This window comes from Herbiconiux sp. (genome assembly GCF_004297105.1).
In the GTDB taxonomy this organism is placed as follows: domain Bacteria; phylum Actinomycetota; class Actinomycetes; order Actinomycetales; family Microbacteriaceae; genus Herbiconiux.
Genome location: NZ_SCVE01000012.1, coordinates 500,524 through 516,577, shown reverse-complemented (window position 1 = coordinate 516,577; position 16,054 = coordinate 500,524). Strand labels below are relative to the sequence as shown.

Here is a 16,054-nt window from a genome sequence, read left to right as displayed (position 1 = left end):
TTCGAACCGACTTCTCGGTCGCCGCGCAAGCCCGAGCGGGTTTCGGCGCATCGCGGTACTGATTGACGGGTGACCACGAACCCCACCCGCCCCCGCCCTTATCCGCTCGGCTTCTCCTCGCTCGAGGAGCGCTGGAACTTCGCCCTCTACTCCGAGACGGCCGATGCCGTATTCGTGTGCCTCTTCGACGAGAACGGCGACGAGACCCGCGTGCCCCTCTCCGAGCGCACCGGCCACGTGTTCTACGGCTTCGTCGACGGCGCGGGTGTGGGCACCCGCTACGGCATCCGTGTCGACGGCCCCTGGAACCCGGCGGCGGGACAGCGGCACAACGTGGACAAGCTCCTGCTCGATCCGCATGCCACGGCCATCGAGGGCGGCTGGGACTGGGCTGCCGACAACCAGGCGTTCTTCGGCCACGACCTGAACGACCCCGAGACCCGCGACAGCACGGATTCCGCCGCCCTGTCGCCGCGCTGCGTCATCACCGACTCTTCCTTCGACTGGGGCGACGACACCGCCCCGCGCACCCTGCTCTCCGAGACGATCGTCTACGAGACGCACGTGAAGGGCTTCACTCAGCTGCACCCGGGCGTGCCCGAGGAGATCCGCGGCACCTACGCGGGCCTCGCGCATCCGGAGGCCATCAAGCACTTCACCGACCTCGGCGTCACCGCGGTGGAGCTTCTCCCCGTGCACCAGTTCGTGCAGGACAGCCACCTCGAGGAGAAGGATCTGCGCAATTACTGGGGCTACAACTCGATCGGCTTCTTCGCGCCGCACAACGAGTACGTGAGCGAGGCGGGCCGTGCCGCGGCACCCGGTGGGCAGGTGGCCGAGTTCAAGCAGATGGTGAAGGCGTTGCACGCCGCGGGCCTCGAGGTCATCCTCGACGTGGTGTACAACCACACCGCCGAGGGCAACGACCTCGGACCGACGCTGAGCTTCAAGGGCATCGACAACGCCGCCTACTACCGGCTCGTCGAGGGCGACGAGCTGCACTACTTCGACACGACGGGAACCGGAAACAGCCTGAACGTCGGGCATCCTGCCGCCCTCGGCCTCATCATGGACTCGCTGCGCTACTGGGTCACCGAGATGCACGTCGACGGGTTCCGCTTCGACCTGGCCACCACGCTCACGCGCCAGGGCGGAGACGCCGAGCTGCACAGCGCCTTCCTCACCCTCATCGCGCAGGATCCGGTGCTCGCCCCGGTGAAGATGATCGCCGAACCCTGGGACACCGCGGGCTACCAGGTGGGCGGCTTCCCCGCCGACTGGTCGGAGTGGAACGGCAAGTTCCGCGACGACGTGCGCGACTTCTGGAACGGAACCGATGCGGTGCTCGGCACGCTCGCTCAGCGCATCCTCGGTTCACCCGACGTCTACGAGGCCTCCCGGCGCTCGCCTCTCTCGAGCGTGAACTTCATCACCGCCCACGACGGCTTCACCCTGCATGACCTCACCTCCTACAACGACAAGCACAACGCCGACAACGGCGAGGACGACAACGACGGCGAGAGCGATAACAAGTCGTCGAACGGCGGCGCGGAGGGCCCCACCGACGACGAGGCCGTGAACGAGCGGCGCGACCGCAAGCGCCGCAACCTGCTCGCGACGCTGCTGCTCTCGGCCGGGGTGCCGATGCTGCTGGGCGGGGACGAGATCGGCCGCACGCAGGGTGGCAACAACAACGCCTACTGCCAGGACAACGAGATCTCGTGGTTCGACTGGGCCGCCGCCGACGAGTCCCTGCTCGCCTTCACCCGCGACCTCATCGCCCTGCGCCGCGACAACCCGGCGCTGCACCCCGCGTGGTTCCGTCAGGCACCCTCGTCGCCCGACGCGCAGGACACGGTTCGATCGCTCCGCTCCGACGGCGGGGAGTTCGCCGACGACGACTGGGACAACCCCGACGCGCGCTCCGTGGTGTTCGTGTTCGAGCATCCGGGGGCCGACTCGTTCGCGCTGCTGCTGAATGCGGCCGAGAACGGGGTGGAGTTCCGGGTTCCGGATGCGCCGGGCGCCGAGTGGGAGCTGGCCGCGTCGAGCGACCCCGGTCAGCAGGTGCAGGGCGAGGTGTCGACCCTCATCGTGCGCGATGGGTCGTTCACCCTGCTGCGTTCGCGGAGCTGACGGGGAGCAGGGCCGGCTCAGGCCGTCGTGCGGAGCGCCTCACGGATGCTCCGCACGATCGCCGCGCGCGCCTCGCGCCCTTCGCGCGTGGGCAGCAGCGGGTACACGTGCACCTGCCCCTCGCCCTCATGGAACTCGAGGTCGACGCCCGAAGCCGCAGCCTTGTCGGCGAGCAGGTGCGCATCCGGGTTCAGCACGTCACGGGTGCCCGAGTAGAGCGTGATCGGACCGAGGCCCGTGAGGTCGCCGGCGAGGGGGCTCACCACGGGGTCGAGGATGTCGCTGTCGCCCCGCCACAGGTCGGCCAAGACCGTGCCTCCGGGCACCGCGAGCCACGGGTCGCTCGGCTGCACGAGCGGGATACGCGGATTGCTCCAGGTGAGATCGAGCGCGGGCGAGATGAGCACCGTGCGGGGCAGCGTGATGCGGTGCCGATCGCGCAGCGCGAGTGCGGCGGAGAGGGCGATCTGGCCACCCGCTGAATCGCCGGCGAGACACACGCGGCCGTGGGCGTCGAGCGCGCCGCGCACCAAGTCGATGACGCCGTCGGCCACGGGCGCGGCCGTGCCGAACGGCACGAGCGGGTAGATCGGCAGCACGACGGTGGCGTTCGCCTCGGCGCTGAGCTGGGCGGCGAGGTGCCAGTGCTGCACGGCGATCTCGTTCACCCAGCCGCCGCCGTGCGCGTAGACGACACAGCCGGTCGGCGTACCGAGGCGCGGGGTGATCGTGTAGACGGGCCAGCCGCCGTCATGGGCCACGTCGACCCGCACGTCCGGATGCAGCCGGCTCGGCGGGCCATACGGCTGCGGGCGCAGCTCGCGTTCGCGCACCCGGCGGCGGGCGCCGTCCGCGGTCACGAACACGCGGTTGGCCCTCATCAGTCGGAGGGCGGGGGCGACGAGGCTCGAGGGGAGGGTGACCATGGGGTCCATCCTGCCCCGCCCCGCTGGACGCCGGGCCCTGAGAGGGCCTTCCCGATGGAGCCGTGCACGCGCGATGATGTCGCTGAGCCGTCTCGCGACTCGATCACCGCCGGAAGGACCAACCCCATGACCACCGTCTCCCGTCACGTGCGCTCGCTGCTCACCGCACCGGCCCAGCACTCGAGCGCCCTGGGAAGCATCCAGCGGCTGAACAAGGCCGCGTTCCCGATCCTCGAGCGCATCTCGATCAAGCGGCTCGTGATCGAGCCGGGTGCCATCCGCGAACCGCACTGGCATGCGAATGCCGACGAGCTCACCTACTGCCTCACGGGCGACGTGCTCGTGTCGACGCTCGACAACGCCGACGTGTTCGCCACCTTCACGGTCTCGGCGGGCGAGATGTTCCATGTGCTGAGCGGCGCCGTGCACCACATCGAGAACATCGGCACCACCCGCGCCGAGCTCATCGTGGTGTTCTCCCACGAGAGCCCCGAGGACTTCTCGCTGCACGCCGCATTCGGCGCGATGTCGGATGCGGTGCTCGGCAACACGTACGACCTCCCGGCGGCCGCGTTCGCCGCGGTGCCGCGCGACACGTCGTCGCGCGACCTCGTGAAGGGCTCGGGAGACATCGAGATCCCGCTGTCGGCACGGTACCCCGATCCGCACCGCTTCGATGCCGAGGGGCAGAACCCGCCGCTGGCCTACGAATACGGCACGGCGCGCCTCGCCCGGCAGCAGTTCTGGCCGGCGCTCAGAAACCTGTCGATGTATTCGCTGCGCATCGAGGAGGACGGCATGCGCGAGCCGCACTGGCATCCGGAGACGGCCGAGCTCGGCTATGTGCACAAGGGCGCGGCGCGGATGAGCATCCTCGACCCCGACGGATCCGTCGACACCTACCTGCTCGGCCCCGGCGACGTGTACTTCATCCCACGCGCGTATCCGCACCAGATCGAGGTGATCGGTGACGAGGAGATCCACTTCCTGGTGTTCTTCGATCAGCCCACACCGGGCGACATCGGCTACCGGGCCACGGCATCCGCGTTCTCCCGTCGCGTGCTGGCCGCGACGTTCGGGGTCGACGACGCCACACTGCCCGACTTCCCGCTCACCCCGGTCGACCCCCTCATGGTGAAGAAGCGCAACCCGATCGACCCGGTGTCGTAGGGCCTCAGCCCAGGTGCACGGCGACCGGCTGGCCCTCGTGGGCCGACGGGAGCAGCTCGTCCTTCGTGCCTCGGATGAGGAACACGGCGATCAGTGCAGCGGCCACCATGGCCACCGCTGCCGCCACGAAGGTGGCCGCGTAGCCGTCGGTGAGGGCGCTCAGCTGGTCGCTGCCGGCCGCGAGCGACGAGTCGAGGGTTCCGGCATAGATCACGGTGAACACCGAGAGCCCGATCGACCCGCCGATCTGCATCGCCGAGTTCACGGTGGCGGATGCGGCACCCGCGTCATGCGGAGCCACACCGGTGAGCGCGAGGTTCTGCAGCGGCACGAAGATCATGGCGAGGCCCACACCGAGCAGGGCCAGCGCGGGAAGAACCTGCACGAAGTAGCCGCCGTCGGGAGTGATGAAGCTCAGGTAGATCAGGCCGGCGGCCCCGATCAGGGGCCCGGCGATCATGAACGGACGCGGGCCGACGACGAACAGCAGCTTCGTGACCACGGGCACCACGGCGAGGATGACGACGGTCATCGCCACGTTGGCGAGCCCGGCAACCACGGGCTCCATGCCCATCACGATCTGGAAGTGGAACGTGAGGTAGAGGGTCGCGCCGATGAGCACACTGCCCACGATCGCCTGGATGAGGAAGGCGCCGCCGCGCACCCGGTTCAGGATGACGCGGAGCGGAAGGAGTGGCTGGGCGACGCGCGACTCGATCCACACGAACGCGGCGAGCAGAACGACGCCGAGCGAGAGGAACCCGATGGTGCCGACCGACGCCCAGCCCTCTTCGGCCACGCTGAAGCCGTAGACGAGCGAGCCCAGACCCAGGGTCACCGTGATGGCGCCCCACACGTCGTACCGGTTCTCCCCCTCCGCCTTGCTCTCGCGGAGCAGCAGCAGTCCGCCGATGAAGCCGATCGCGACGAAGATCACGTTCACCAGCAGGCACCAGCGCCAGCTCGCGTACTCGGTCAGCACGCCGCCGAGCACCAGACCCACGGCCGCCCCACCGCCGCCGATCGTGCCGAACACGGCGAACGCGGTGTTGCGTTCGCGGCCGGAGGCGAAGGTCACGGTGAGGAGCGCGAGCGCCGCGGGGGCGAGCAGCGCTGCGAACAGGCCCTGGAGCCCGCGGGCGATGATGAGCTCGATGCCGCTCTGCGCGAATCCACCGAACGCGGATGCGACGCCGAAGCCCACGAGCCCCACGAGGAATGCGCGCTTGCGGCCCCAGTAGTCGGCCACGCGACCGCCGAGAAGAAGCAACGCGCCGAAGACGAGAGCGTAGGCGGTGACGACCCACTGGCGCTGAACGTCGGTCATGCCGAGTTCTTCCTGCGCCTGGGGCAGGGCGATGCTGACGATGGTGCTGTCGAGCACCACCACGAGCTGGGTGAGGGAGAGCACGGCGAGGATCCACCACCGGCTGGTGGCGCGTGTCGCGGGCAGGGTTGTGGACATAAAAGAAACCTCCAGGTCTCTCGTGAGATCACGCTGGAGGTTTCAAGCCTCGGACCGAGCGCACATCGTGCGCAGTTCGACCTCCCCGACCGCCGTGGCCGAACAGGCTTCCAGTCTATCCGACCTCAGAAGAGGGTGTCGTCTGCCTGGAAGGCCGGTGCGGAGATGGGGGCGGCCGGCCTGGACGGCTCCGCCACCGGTGCCACGGCACCGGGGTAGCCTGGACCGGTATCGGGTGTGCGGCCCTTCGCGAAGGCCTCTGCCGCAGCGCGGGCGCGGGTGTCGGCCGCCTCGTTGAGCTCGTGGCCGACATGGCCCTTCACCCACTCGAAGCGGTAGCGCCGCCCCACGATGGCCTCGTCGATCTCCTTGATGAGGTCGAGGTTCATCACCGGTTTGCCGTCGCCCTTGCGCCAGCCCTTGCGCTTCCAGCCGGGCATCCACTTCGTGATGGTGTTGATGACGTACTGGCTGTCGCAGAGCACGTGCAGGTCGTCGTCGACGTGCGCCGTGGCCCGGAAGAGCTCGAGCACGGCCTTCAGCTCGCCCATGTTGTTGGTGCCGTGCGGCCAGCCGCCGGCACCCCAGGTGCGGTCGTCGATGTACCAGGCCCAGCCGGCCGGGCCGGGGTTGCCGAGGGCCGAGCCGTCGGCGGAAGCGGTGATCGTCATCCGGTCAACCCTAGCGGCGACCCGCAGGCGACGCGCTCACGCGCGCAGGGCGGCGAGCACCTCGGCCCACACCTCGTCGGGCACGGCGTACGGTGCGCTGAACGACAGGCGGGAGACCACGCCGCCGAAGCGCTCGCGCAGGCCGGCGGCCACCTCGGCCGGGGTGCCGCTGACCGCGAACGCGTCGAGCATCTCGTCGGTGATCAGGCCGCCCATCGCGTCCCACTCTCCCGTGAGTGAGGCACGATGGAGCTGCTCGTGCACCGACTCCCAGCCGTGCAGCTCGAGCACCGGCTTGTAGGTGGGCGTCGAGCCGTAGAAGGCGATCTGCTTCTTCACGGCCGTCTGCGCGGTGGCGAGCTCGGCATCCGTTGTTCCGAGGGCGACGAAGGCGGGGAGGCTGATCTCGACGGGGTCGGTGCGACCGGATGCGGCGCGGCCTCGTGCGAGGGCGGGAAGAGTGACCTCGTCGAGGTAGCGGCGTGTGGTGAAGGTGTGCGCGAGCATGCCGTCGGCCACGGCGCCGGCCGTCTCGGCCATCAGCTCACCCACGGCCGCCAGCACGATCGGCGGATTGCCGTGCGGGTTGGGGCCGGGGCTGAACATCGGCGACATCAGGGTGTGGTTGTAGAACTCACCGCGGAAGTTGAGGCGCTCGCCGGTCTCCCAGCTCGCCCAGATGGCGCGCACCGCCTCGACGTACTCGCGCATCCGGCGAGCCGGGTGCGACCACGGCATCGAGAAACGGCGCTCGATGTGCGCCTTCACCTGCGTGCCGAGCCCGAGCACGAAACGGCCGTCGGAGATCAGCTGCAGGTCATTCGCGAGCATCGCCGTGTTCGCGGGGTTGCGAGCGAAGGCCACGGCGATCGAACTCGTGAGCCGCACCCGCTCGGTGGCCCGGGCCGCGAGGGCGAGGGAGATGAAGGGGTCGTGCTTGAGTTCGACGCTCAGCACGCCGTCGAAGCCATCGCGCTCGGCACGCACCGCTGCCGCCTCGATCGCGAGGGGACTCGCGGAGGGGTCGCCCCCGGCGTCGATGCGGAAGGGGCCGGCGGGGGCATCCGCCGTCACGGGTGTGCGCGCATCCGCTTCGCTCGCGCTCATGCGGTGCGCCCGCGGTCGACGAGCTCCTGGTAGTCGGGGTGCGAGTCGATGAAGCGCGCCACGTAGGAGCACTGCGGCACCACGGTGAGGTCGCCGCTCGTGCGCACATCGTCGAGCGCGAACTGCACGAGTGCTCCCGCGAGGCCTTCGCCGCGGCGGGAGGGGTCGACCTCGGTGCGGATGAAGACGATCGAATTGCCTTCGAGGCGGTAGTCGGCGAACCCGGCCGTCGTGCCGTCGACGCTGATGGTGTAGCGGCTCTGCTCTGGTTCGTTGCGGATCTCGGTGCTCATGGTGCCCCGAGAATACGCCCCCGGCCCGGGAACTGCCACAATGGCTCAGGTGACCCCCGAACGCTCCCCTCTCGCCGCGTTCCCGGCGGAGGCGCGGGGCGAAGGCCTGCTGTTCCACGCCGACAATCTCGAGGTGCTGCCCACCTTCGCCGACGAGTCGTTCACGGTGATCTACCTCGATCCGCCGTTCAACACGGGCCGGTCGCAGACACGGCAGTCGACCACCTCGCAGCGCAGCGCATCCGGCAGTGTCACCGGGTTCAAGGGCCAGCAGTACGACCGCATCAAGGGCGATCTGCTGCGCTACGACGACCGGTTCGACGACTACTGGGGCTTCCTGGAGCCGCGCATCGTGGAGGCCTGGAGACTGCTCGCCGACGACGGCACCCTCTACCTCCACCTCGACTATCGCGAGGCGCACTATGCGAAGGTGCTGCTCGACGCCCTCTTCGGCCGCGACTCGTTCCTCAACGAGATCATCTGGGCCTACGACTACGGCGCCAAGTCGAAGAACCGCTGGCCCACGAAGCACGACACGATCCTGGTGTACGTGAAGAACCCGAAGGCGTTCCACTTCGACTCCACCGCCGTCGACCGTGAGCCGTACATGGCACCGGGCCTCGTCACGCCCGAACGGGCCGCGCTCGGCAAGTTGCCGACGGATGTCTGGTGGCACACGATCGTGTCGCCCACCGGCCGCGAGAAGACGGGCTATCCCACGCAGAAGCCGGAAGGCATCCTGCGCCGCATCGTGCAGGCGTCGTCGCGCGAGGGCGACTGGGTGCTCGACTTCTTCGCGGGCAGCGGCACGACGGGGGCGGTGTCGCACGCGCTCGGCCGCAACTACGTGCTGATCGACCAGAGCCCGGATGCGGTGCGCATCATCCGGGCCCGCATCCCGTCGATCACGCTCGCCTGAGGGGCTTTCTAGGCGGTTACTCAGCGGGCGGGACGGGCGACATTTTCTCTGATCAAGGCCACGAACTCGTCGGTAGGGACCTCTGATCCTCTGAGCGCACCGCTTCTTGACGCCGTGTCCGCCAACGCATGGAGCGTTCTCGCGCAGTCCAGCCGTGTTCCTCTGCCGGCTGCGTCGCCGGCCAACGCCCAGCCGCCGATGTCTCTCGCGTCGTAGGAATGGGCGATCGACAACAGGTTGTAGAGGTCCGTGATGTCCTTCGCCTCCGTTCGTGATCTCGTTGCGAAGGCCTTCAGGACGACAGCCACCTCGACGCGGGGTACGCGAACGATCACACTCTCGAAAGTCGTGTTGAGGAACGTGAGGCCGAGCTCGATTTCAATGGGTTCCGAGGCAAGAGCGAGGTCGAGCCCGGGAGCCAGGTCGATACCGCGCCCACTGATCTCGCCGCTGGTGAATCGCCCGCCCCGAGCGGGCGCGAGTACGTCGATCTCCGCTCCTTCGCGAAGGTAGTGGTTACCGCTCGACGCTTGATATCCGGCGCCGACGAGGCGATTGTGGATGGTGCCCGCTGAAGCGATGTCTACCGAGATTCCGAGGTCAGCATCCGCGGTTCGTCGTTCGATTCGAGGTGCGTTCGGGTAGATCAGCGTGAGCAGGTTCACCATCTGGCCGCCGACGATACGGGCATCGGCGAGGTCGGCCGTGATCGCGGAGGCATCCAGCAGCGCGCGGAAAGCGTTGTCGTCGGCTCGCGAGGTGGAGACATCCTCAGCCATCTGCCTCACCGGGAGGACCACTTCCTCAGTACCGCGCGTTGCAGGCGGGCGAGTTCCTCTGCCACGTCGGGGCCGCTGGATCGGCTCACATCCCACGCGACGATCAGTGGGTCGACCCGGTCATAGAGCGTCCCCGGGGTGGCCCACGCTCGAGCGGTTTGCCAGATGGTCTGGTCGGCTGGAACGGTCAGCTCCAATGTCGCCCTTGCCGGATCTGCGGTGGAGAATCCTGAAGAAGACATGTCAGCACCCTGGGGTACATAGACGGTGGCTCTGCGAGGTTTGCGCCACGGCGCGATCTCATCGGCAGCCACATCTCCCGAGACCAGAGCATCCGGCACCACCGACCGCACGCGCGCCGTCTGTTCGCGTGGGGACACGAGCCCGAACCAATAGGCGCTGATCCCTTCTGGCCCCGGATACTTTTCGATGAAGTGGTCCCACAGCTCTTCAGGATCGGTCGCCCGCCATCCTGAGGCTGATCGTTCTACGCCCGAGAGCGACTTAAGCGTCTGCGATACCGCAGGCTGGGTGAGCCCACACTCCTCAGCGAGCTGGAGCTGGCTACGGGGATCCGGGGTTCTCAGGAGTGACCGGATGACCGCGAACCGACCCCAGGGGCGGCGTCGATATGAAGGCCGGGCGAGCCCATCCGGCTCGTCAAGCGTGAACTCCTCACGACCGATGATCGCCACCCTGTCATTGACTCCGACTAGCGCGACGCCCTTATCGGCGCGTGCTATCGCTCTTCCGGCCTCAGTTACGTGCGGAACGACGAAGAGAACGATGTCGTAGTGATCTCGTGCGTGAAGAATTTCGCGGAGATCGGAACTCTGGAGCGGGTTCATGCGCGTGACCACCTGGGCGCTCAGCGTTTGACCGCGATGCCGAACCGTGATGGACGACGGACCGGAGATCTCGACGGGTATGCCGAGGGCATCAAGTACGTGGACGCCCTCGGTCGCGGAGATCATTCACCGATATTACTTCTAGTGTCCACTTCTTGCTATAAGTAATAGCTAACAAACGGGGATGAAACTTATACTCAGGCGGAGCCGCGCAGCACCAGGCGGGTGGGGATGATGGTGCGGCGCGGTGGGGACTCGCCCGCGATGAGGCGCACGAGCACGTCGGCCATGCCCGCGCCGAGGTCGGCCGAGGGCTGGTGGATCGTGGTGAGCGGCGGGGTGAGGCTCGAGGCGAAGGTGTCGTCGTCGTAGCCCACCACGGCCACATCGAGGGGGATGCGGATGCCGCGCGCCTGCAGCGCCTGCACCGCCCCGGCGGCCATCTGATCGTTCGCCACGAAGAGGCCGTCGAACGGGGGAGGGGTACCCGCGTCCGCGTGCGCCAGCAGCTGCTCCGCGGCCTCCGCGCCCGACGCCTGGGTGAACGCGCCGTAGGCCACGGGACCGGGCTCCAGCCCGGCATCCGTCAGCGCCGACCGCCAGCCCTCGAGGCGGTCGAGGCCCGCCGGCATGTCCTGCCGCCCCGCGATCGTGGCGATGCGGCGGCGGCCGATCGACACGAGGTACTCGGTGGCGGTGCGGGCGCTCGCACGGTTGTCGACGTCGACGTAGTAGCTGTCGGAGACATCCGGATTCACCGGACGCCCGCCGAACACGATCGGCAGCGCGCTGCCGAGACCCACGTAGGAGTGGTCTTCCGCGTGGTGCGACACCACGAGCGCGCCGTCGACGTTGCCGCCGAGCAGATACCGCCGCGTCTTCTCGGGCCGCGACTCCGACGCGATGAGCAGGTTGAGCGTGTAGTCGGTCTCGCCGAGGGTGCGGGCGACGCCGCGCACCACCGGCGCGAAGAACGGGTCGGCGAACACCGTCGACGTCGACTCCGGAACGATGAGCGCGATCACGTCGGTTCGCCGGCTGGCGAGGGATCGTGCCATCCGGTTCGGGACGTAGTCGAGCAGGGCGATGGCGTCGTTCACCGCCTGCAGGATCTCGGGTGTCACGCTCGTCGACCCGTTCACCACGCGCGACACCGTGGCGCGGGAGACCCCCGCGGCAGCCGCCACCATCTCGAGGGTGGGGGTGCGCGGTGGGGTTCCGGATGCGCCGGGCATGCCTGTGAGCCTAGGCCTGGTTCGCGGGCGAGTCCGGCGCATCACCCGCGGACGCGCCGCCGCCCGCGCTCCCCGCGCCCTCGCCGCTGTTCGCCGCGATGATCGCGGCATACGCCAAGGCGCTGTCTTTCGGCGTGCGCACGAGGGTGTCGTAGTCGACCCGCACGATGCCGAACCGCTTGCCGTATCCCCAGGCCCACTCGAAGTTGTCGAGCAGCGACCACACGAAGTAGCCGCGCACATCCGCGCCATCGGCGATCGCGGCGCACACCGCCTCGACGTGCTCGCGGATGTAGCGGGTGCGCAGGTCGTCGTGCACGGCCTCGGCGCCATCCGTTCCATCGAACGACACCGTGTCGTCGTAGGCCGCCCCGTTCTCGGTGACGTAGAGCGGCGGCAGCCCGGAGTACTCGCGGCCCAGCCGCACCAGCAGGGTGTGCAGCCCCGCGGGGTTCACCTCCCAGCCCATGCCCGTGAGCGGAAGCCCCTCGCGCAACGGGAACGTGACGTACTCGGCGTCGACGAACGGCGAACGGGTGGGCCGCCCGCCCACGACGCCGTGCGGGTCGGCGGCGCCGGCCTCGAGCGGATGCCCGCTCACCTGGTCGTCGTGATAGTGGTTCACACCCAGGAAGTCGAGCGGCTGGGCGATGGTCTCGAGGTCGCCGGGGCGCACGAGACCGGTGTCACTCACCTCGTCGAGACCGTAGGCCGCGAGGTCGCGCCGGATGTCGGCCGGGTACTCCCCGCGGAGCAGCGGGTCGAGGAAGATGCGGTTGTTCAGTGCGTCGATGCGCCGAGCGGCCTCGACATCGACCGGGTCGGACGGGTTCCGCGGGATGGCGTTCGTGAGGTTGAGCGTGATGCCCACGTTCTGCACCCCGAGCTCGCGCAGCCGGGTGACGGCCAAGCCGTGCGCGAGGTGCTGGTGGTGGATCGCGGCGATCGCGGCATCCGGTTCCGTGCGGCCGGGCGCGTGCACTCCTGACGCGTAGCCGAGCAGCGACGAGCAGAAGGGCTCGTTGAAGGTGGTCCAGTTCTGCACGCGGTCGCCGAGGGCGCCGTGCACCACCTGCGCGTAGTCGCGAAAGCGGTAGGCCGTGTCGCGGTTCGCCCAGCCGCCCTTCTCCTCGAGGGCCTGCGGCAGGTCCCAGTGGTAGAGCGTGAGCCAGGGCAGGATGCCCGCACCGAGCAGTTCGTCGACGAGCCGCGAGTAGAAGTCGAGGCCCTTCTGGTTGACGTGCCCGTCATCCGGCCGGATGCGGGCCCAGCTCGTGGAGAACCGGTACGACTGCAGGCCGAGCTGCTTCATGAGCGCCACGTCCTCCGGCATGCGGTGGTAGTGGTCGACGGCCACGTCGAGCGTGTCGCCGTTCAGGACGGCTCCGGGGATGCGGGCGAAGGCATCCCAGATGGACGCGCGCTTGCCGTCTTCGAAGGCGGCTCCCTCGATCTGGGCGGCGGCGGTGGCGGAACCCCAGAGGAAACCAGGGGGGAATGACATCGTCATGGGGCACGTGCTCCTTTGCGTGGTGCGCGCGCTCACGTGTGAGAGCGCTCTCCCAGCGTACCGCCCGCTGATTTCGTAACAGAACTTCTCATAGGGCCTTCTCGCCGGGGCACCGTGCGACCCTGGGTGATCATGAACGACGAGTCCCCTCTCCGCCCGCCCACGCAGGGTTTCGCCACCCGCCAGGTGCACGCCGGACGGGCTCCGGCGAGCGACGGCGTGAGCCCGCGGACCACACCCATCCACCTCACCGCCGGTTTCGTGTTCGATGACTTCGGAACCGCTCGTGACCGGTTCCAGGGCGACGACGACGGCTTCAGCTACACCCGCATCGGCAACCCCACGAACTCGTCGCTCGAGCGGCGCATCGCCGACCTCGAGGGCGGCACCGACGCCATACTGGTGGGCAGCGGCCAGGCCGCCGTGTCGGTGGCCGTGCTCGGTCTGCTCTCCGCGGGCGACCATCTCGTCTCGGCGTCGAGCATCTACGAGGGCTCGCGCGGCCTCTTCCTCGACAACTTCAGCCGCCTCGGCATCGAGACCTCGTTCGTGCTCGACGCGAACGACGCCGCGGCGTGGGAACGGGCCATCCGCCCCTCCACCCGCGCGCTCTTCGTGGAGTCGATCCCCAACCCCAAGAACGACGTGGTCGACCTGTCGCTCGTGGCGGGCATCGCGCACCGCCACGGCATCCCGCTCATCGTCGACAACACGTTCGCCACGCCCTACCTGTTGCGCCCGCTGGAACACGGCGCCGATGTCGTGGTGCACTCGGCGTCGAAGTTCCTGGCGGGGCACGGGTCGGTGCTCGGTGGTGTGATCGTGTCGGGCGACTCGTTCGACTGGTCGGTGACGGATGCGGCGGGGCAGCCGCTCTTCCCGCACCTCACCGCCCCCGTGCGTTCGTTGCGCGAGCTGAGCTTCGTCGACCGGTTCGGGCCCGGCGCCTTCGCGCACTACGCGCGCGATGTCGTCGCGGCCCGGTTCGGGCCCACACCCTCGCCGCTCAACGCGTTCCTCATCGAGCAGGGCATCGAGACGCTCTCGCTGCGCGTCGACCGGCAGTCGGCGTCGGCGCTCGCCGTGGCGGAGTGGCTGGAGCAGCAGCCGGAGGTGTCGTCGGTCGATCACGCAGGGCTCGCGTCGAGCCCGTCGCACGCCGTGGCGTCGCGGTACCTGCCGCGCGGCACGGGTTCGGTGTTCGCGTTCACCCTCCGGGGTGGACTGCCGGCCGCGATCGCGTTCTACGACGCGGTGTCGCTCTTCACCCGCATGACGCACCTCGGTGACGTGCGGTCGCTCATCCTGCACCCCGCATCCACCACGCACGCCTGGCGCACGGCCGAGCAGCTCGAGGCCGGCGGCATCGGCCAGGGGCTGCTGCGGTTGTCGATCGGGGTGGAGGATGCCGACGACCTGATCGCCGACCTCGCATCGGCATTTGCTGCGGTTCGAGAGGCCCCCGGAATCGACGGACCGCTCGCACGACACGCCGCCGCTGGCGCCGTCGATTCCCAGGCCGGGGCCGAAACACCGTCGTTCGCCGCCGAGGTGGGCGCCCGGTGAGTCGGCCGCAGCACTTCGGGTGGTTCCTGTCTCGGGGATTCGGGCCGCACGGGTGGGGTCATCCGTATCACGACTGGGACTACACCTGGCACCGCCCCGAGCTCTACCAGCAGTCGGTGCGCGCTCTCGAGCAGGCGGGGTTCGACCTCGTCATCATCGAAGACGCACTGTCGCTCGGCAACGCCGACACGCTCGATCTGCGCATCCGCAGCGCCTACGGCGGGCCCAAGCACGACCCGCTGCTGCTTGCGCCGTATCTCTTCGACGTCACGCAGCACATCGGCATCGCGCCCACGGTGAATCCGCTCGCCTATTCGCCGTACCAGGCGGCCCGGCAGTTCGCCACGCTGCAGCACCTCAGCGACTACCGCTTCGGCATCAACGTGGTGACGGATGTCGGCTCCTCACGTCACTTCGGCGTCGAGCCGCTCGACCACGACGGCGCCTACGACCGGGCCGAGGAGTGGTTGGGCGCGGTGCAGAGGCTGTGGCACAGCTGGGGCCCGGACGCGCTCGTCGCCGATGCCGCCACGGGCCACTTCGCCGACGGCTCGAAGCTCGACGCGCTGCACCATCGGGGCGCGCACTACTCGTTCGACGGCCCCCTGAACGCACTCCCCTTCCCCACCCTCCCGTCGCGCGACCACCTCCTCGCGAGTCGCCAAAATCCGCCCTATTCCGGCGATTCAGTGGTGGATTTTGGCGAGTCGCGAGGAGGGGAGGGCAGCTCGGGGGACCCGATCGTGGTGTCGCCCGGGGGGTCGCCGCGAGGGCTCGCGTTCGCGGGCACGAACTCGCAGGTGCAGCTCGCGCTCGCGTCGCTCGACATCGAGACCGTCCGCGCGTACCGCGCCAAGGTGCTCGAGTCGGCGGCCGCGCACGGTCGCACTGCCGCCGATATCGACATCCTGTTCGTGTTCAAGCCCATCATCACGGCGAGCCGCGAGGAGGCCGACCGAGTCGTTGAGGCATCCGCGCATCCGTCGGACGCCGATCTGCTCGTGATCGCGGCCGGCCAGTCGAGCGACCTCGAGACCGACCTCACGGGCCTCGACCTCGACAAGCCCATCGACCCGGCGATCTTCGGCGACCACGTGTCGCGCGGCAGCATCAAGGGGCTACTCGGCCGGTTCGACAGCTTCGCGGATGCGACGCTGCGCGAGATCCTCACCGCCAAAGCACGTCTCGGGCGCATCTCGACGCGGTCGGGCTACGTGGGCACGGCCGAGGAGATCGCCGACTTCATCCAGGAGCTGGGTGACGACGCCGACAACGACGGGTTCATCTTCTCGGGCGACCTGCACCCCGTGACGATCCACCGCATGCTCGACGAGCTCGTGCCGATCCTGCGCCGCCGGGGCATCCTGCGGCGCTCTTATGGTGACGGAGGCCTGCGAGGGAACCTGCGCGACTTCTGAATCCCTTGCTG

Annotated in this window: 13 protein-coding genes and 1 pseudogene; 5 read left to right on the top strand and 9 right to left on the bottom strand. The window is 68.9% G+C overall.

Annotation, left to right across the window (positions count from 1 at the left end; all coding sequences use genetic code 11):
* Positions 1-69: 69 nt before the first annotated feature.
* The gene (gene glgX / locus EPO52_RS08830) at positions 70-2,136 is read left to right on the top strand and encodes a glycogen debranching protein GlgX (RefSeq protein WP_290804851.1); all 2,067 of its coding nucleotides are present in this window, start codon (positions 70-72) and stop codon (positions 2,134-2,136) included.
* 17 nt (positions 2,137-2,153) lie between these two features.
* On the opposite strand, the gene EPO52_RS08825 is transcribed toward glgX, so the two are convergent.
* On the bottom strand, positions 2,154-3,062 hold the full coding sequence (locus EPO52_RS08825; protein ID WP_290804849.1) for an alpha/beta hydrolase: 909 nt from the start codon (positions 3,060-3,062) through the stop codon (positions 2,154-2,156).
* A gap of 126 nt (positions 3,063-3,188) precedes the next feature.
* Between EPO52_RS08825 and EPO52_RS08820 the strand changes: the two genes are divergently transcribed.
* Positions 3,189-4,232, top strand: coding sequence for a cupin domain-containing protein (locus EPO52_RS08820; protein ID WP_290804846.1), 1,044 nt, complete (start codon positions 3,189-3,191; stop codon positions 4,230-4,232).
* 4 nt (positions 4,233-4,236) lie between these two features.
* Here the strand turns inward: EPO52_RS08820 and EPO52_RS08815 are convergent, their stop codons facing one another.
* From EPO52_RS08815 to EPO52_RS08800, 4 genes and pseudogenes are all read right to left on the bottom strand, one after another.
* Positions 4,237-5,697 (bottom strand): MFS transporter, encoded by a 1,461-nt coding sequence (locus EPO52_RS08815; RefSeq protein WP_290804842.1) that lies wholly within the window; start codon positions 5,695-5,697, stop codon positions 4,237-4,239.
* 209 nt (positions 5,698-5,906) lie between these two features.
* A pseudogene (locus EPO52_RS08810) lies at positions 5,907-6,368 on the bottom strand (ribonuclease H); the annotation flags it as partial.
* A 36-nt stretch (positions 6,369-6,404) separates the two neighbouring features.
* The gene (locus EPO52_RS08805) at positions 6,405-7,475 is read right to left on the bottom strand and encodes a TIGR03617 family F420-dependent LLM class oxidoreductase (RefSeq protein WP_290804839.1); all 1,071 of its coding nucleotides are present in this window, start codon (positions 7,473-7,475) and stop codon (positions 6,405-6,407) included.
* A complete protein-coding gene (locus tag EPO52_RS08800; RefSeq protein ID WP_290804836.1) occupies positions 7,472-7,768 on the bottom strand; it encodes a GNAT family N-acetyltransferase in 297 nt (98 codons plus the stop codon). The genes EPO52_RS08805 and EPO52_RS08800 overlap by 4 nt, the downstream gene beginning before the upstream one ends.
* A gap of 106 nt (positions 7,769-7,874) precedes the next feature.
* On the opposite strand from EPO52_RS08800, the gene EPO52_RS08795 reads away from it, so the two are divergent.
* A complete protein-coding gene (locus EPO52_RS08795) occupies positions 7,875-8,687 on the top strand; it encodes a site-specific DNA-methyltransferase (protein WP_290806171.1) in 813 nt (270 codons plus the stop codon).
* A 20-nt stretch (positions 8,688-8,707) separates the two neighbouring features.
* Here the strand turns inward: EPO52_RS08795 and EPO52_RS08790 are convergent, their stop codons facing one another.
* The 4 genes from EPO52_RS08790 to EPO52_RS08775 form a co-directional block, all read right to left on the bottom strand.
* The gene (locus EPO52_RS08790) at positions 8,708-9,466 is read right to left on the bottom strand and encodes a hypothetical protein (protein ID WP_290804833.1); all 759 of its coding nucleotides are present in this window, start codon (positions 9,464-9,466) and stop codon (positions 8,708-8,710) included.
* Positions 9,467-9,471: 5 nt separating this feature from the next.
* On the bottom strand, positions 9,472-10,440 hold the full coding sequence (locus tag EPO52_RS08785) for a hypothetical protein (protein ID WP_290804831.1): 969 nt from the start codon (positions 10,438-10,440) through the stop codon (positions 9,472-9,474).
* Between the two features lie 71 nt (positions 10,441-10,511).
* Positions 10,512-11,549, bottom strand: coding sequence for a LacI family DNA-binding transcriptional regulator (locus tag EPO52_RS08780; protein ID WP_290804829.1), 1,038 nt, complete (start codon positions 11,547-11,549; stop codon positions 10,512-10,514).
* Between the two features lie 10 nt (positions 11,550-11,559).
* Positions 11,560-13,059, bottom strand: a complete 1,500-nt coding sequence (locus EPO52_RS08775) for a family 1 glycosylhydrolase (protein ID WP_290804826.1) — start codon at positions 13,057-13,059, stop codon at positions 11,560-11,562.
* A gap of 132 nt (positions 13,060-13,191) precedes the next feature.
* On the opposite strand from EPO52_RS08775, the gene EPO52_RS08770 reads away from it, so the two are divergent.
* Positions 13,192-14,625: a PLP-dependent transferase gene (locus EPO52_RS08770; protein WP_290804823.1), complete on the top strand. Its 1,434-nt coding sequence runs from the start codon at positions 13,192-13,194 to the stop codon at positions 14,623-14,625.
* Entirely contained in the window at positions 14,622-16,043 is a 1,422-nt protein-coding gene (locus tag EPO52_RS08765) for an LLM class flavin-dependent oxidoreductase (RefSeq protein ID WP_290804821.1), read from the top strand. The genes EPO52_RS08770 and EPO52_RS08765 overlap by 4 nt, the downstream gene beginning before the upstream one ends.
* The last annotated feature ends 11 nt before the right edge of the window (positions 16,044-16,054 follow it).